The sequence below is a fragment of the Pontibacter qinzhouensis genome (assembly GCF_008017455.1).
In the GTDB taxonomy this organism is placed as follows: Bacteria; Bacteroidota; Bacteroidia; order Cytophagales; family Hymenobacteraceae; genus Pontibacter; species Pontibacter qinzhouensis.
This window is the reverse complement of sequence record NZ_VRTY01000196.1, coordinates 1-2,202: the sequence shown is the minus strand read 5'-3', so window position 1 is coordinate 2,202 and position 2,202 is coordinate 1. Positions and strand designations below refer to the sequence as shown.

Here is a 2,202-nt window from a genome sequence, read left to right as displayed (position 1 = left end):
AACATCAGAAACCTATACCCCCAGAACTTCAAAAACAAATCAAACATGTAGTTGGTCGGGTGGATACGGCTTTTTCCAAATTTATCTTGTCGCATATACAGAAAAATTGCTATAAGCAATGCTCCGATGATGATGAATGTTGTTATCACTATTCTCTTGAATGCTTTTAAAATATCCTTTTTATTTTTTGTCATTCAGATAATTACAATTTGCCCACATTACTCCGAAGTTATTAATAACCTGAACTTATTAGTTAGTTTCCAGTTCACCACAAAACAGTTCATTAATCATAATTGTATCCAGATATTCTCGTTGTTCCGTAATCATACCATTCTGCACTCTTAAATGTACAAGAATATAATTATCGTAAATCTTACCATCTATTCGGGTTGCATGATTATGAACTTGCACCGCAGCATATTCACCGTCTGTAAGAATAGAATCGATAGTAAGATTTAACCCGTCAGGAAACCGTTCCGCTACAATTGCCCACAATTTACCCATAGATTCAGGCGAATTATATCCTCCGAAAGCCCAAGAGCCATCGCCGCTAATCCAATATTTCTGGTTGGGCGATACATATTTTTGCATATCTGCAAACCTGCCTTCTTTCATAGCATTGAAATAATTTTCAACTACATTTTTTGTGCTCATAACTTGTTATTTTTTAGTTCAGCAGCAAAAATATGGTGTACATTTGCAACCAACAAGTATAAAGCATGGTTTATACTTCATAAATATTTATCCACAATAATAGAAGCTAATGTTAATAAGCGAATTATCAAAGCGGACAGGTGTCTCTATACCGACATTGAGGTATTATGAAAATTATGGTTTGTTCAAAGGCGTGTCCGATGAAAAAACAAAAACAAACAACTACAAAGACTACGATGAAAGTATCGTGGAAAAAATTGAAATGATAAAAGGTGCAAAAGAGGCAGGCTTTACGCTGTCTGAAATTAAAAAGCTGATTGACAGTTGGTTTAATAAACGACTGTCTAAAGAAAAGAAAATTACTGTCGTAAATAGTAAAATCAACGAAATTGACAACAAAATTTGTCAGTTATATAAAGTCAAAAAATTACTTTCAGAATGTATTGTTGATATTGAAAAAGGCTATTGTTAGGTTCCAATGGGTCGTCCTTAGCCTGACCGCTAACGGTTGTATATAAGTAATTATTACGTTTATCCACCCAACGGGTGTTGGATAAACGTAATTGAACAACCTAATGTACTATATAAAACTAAAATAGTATGCATCAGGTATAACTTTCCCCTTCTGCCAAGGCACCGATGCCTGACCTTTAAATGCCATGCTGCATAGCCAGTTTACTTAGCTGAGTATTCGATAAAGGGCTTAGTAACAATAATGCAATTTAGAAGCCATCGAAACAATGGAAGATAATCAAAATCGACTCTGAAATTGAGAAAGTAGAGCGAGGACCATAGGGGAGCTTCGCTGACTGATGTAGACGCACTTAACGGCCGTTTGCTATAGCATGAACATGCATTTGGGAGTTGGCGGAAATTACTTATTCATTCAAGCATTAGGTAGTAAACTGTTCCTTCTCCAACCTCTACCATGTTTACGTTTATATTAAAAAGTTCTTCAATAGCTCTCAATTCCGATTGGAAATTCACACCACATATTACTTGTTCAGCTACCGTGTTTTTAAGCTTATTCAAATGTGAATGTTTATTGTCGTTCAGGTCACCTAGCAATATCATTACTTCTTCATTTGGGGTTATACTCTCTTCCAGAACCAACTGCAAGTATTTACTTACAATAATTTGTATAAAAAGACTTTGGAGAACGCAAAAAAGCCCCTCAGGATTAACTGAGAGGCTTTCGAGTAGTCCGTAGGGGAATCGAACCCCTGTTGCCAGAATGAAAATCTGAAGTCCTAACCCCTAGACGAACGGACCGTCTGGTAAAAAGCAAACATTGTTTTTGTTTGATGGTGCAAAGATAGTTTTTTGAATTTATAATCAAAACATTTCGCTTAAATATTTTTTAAAAATTTGCTAAGCTTCTCATTATCATTCGTTAGAGTTATTCATAAAAATATTGGTTTTCCTTAATGCTTCTTGTAAATTCGCACAGAAAATAACACCTTTCAAATCTAGATACCATGTCTAAAATTAAAGTTGCGATCAACGGCTTCGGCCGTATTGGCAGGCTTACCTTTAAGGCCCTGCTCG

The 2,202-nt window shown here is 35.5% G+C and carries 3 protein-coding genes and 1 tRNA gene; 1 reads left to right on the top strand and 3 read right to left on the bottom strand.

The genetic code is table 11. The features are described 5' to 3' along the window. Positions 1–249: 249 nt before the first annotated feature. Positions 250–654 (bottom strand): nuclear transport factor 2 family protein, encoded by a 405-nt coding sequence (locus tag FVR03_RS23935; protein WP_147924294.1) that lies wholly within the window; start codon positions 652–654, stop codon positions 250–252. A gap of 109 nt (positions 655–763) precedes the next feature. Between FVR03_RS23935 and FVR03_RS23930 the strand changes: the two genes are divergently transcribed. Further along, positions 764–1,126, top strand: a complete 363-nt coding sequence (locus tag FVR03_RS23930; protein WP_147924293.1) for a MerR family transcriptional regulator — start codon at positions 764–766, stop codon at positions 1,124–1,126. Between the two features lie 410 nt (positions 1,127–1,536). Here the strand turns inward: FVR03_RS23930 and FVR03_RS24685 are convergent, their stop codons facing one another. Together FVR03_RS24685 and FVR03_RS23925 are read right to left on the bottom strand one after the other, a co-directional pair. Then, positions 1,537–1,767 carry a hypothetical protein gene (locus FVR03_RS24685; protein WP_187270294.1) on the bottom strand — a complete coding sequence of 77 codons (231 nt, stop codon included), beginning with the start codon at positions 1,765–1,767 and terminating at the stop codon, positions 1,537–1,539. 87 nt (positions 1,768–1,854) lie between these two features. Next, positions 1,855–1,926 (bottom strand) — tRNA-Glu (locus tag FVR03_RS23925). Positions 1,927–2,202 lie beyond the last annotated feature (276 nt).

Coding starts and splice junctions, on each gene's coding strand:
- FVR03_RS23935 (WP_147924294.1), bottom strand. CDS start 654: ATGAGCACAAAAAATGTAGTTGAAAATTATTTCAATGCTATGAAAGAA.
- FVR03_RS23930 (WP_147924293.1), top strand. CDS start 764: ATGTTAATAAGCGAATTATCAAAGCGGACAGGTGTCTCTATACCGACA.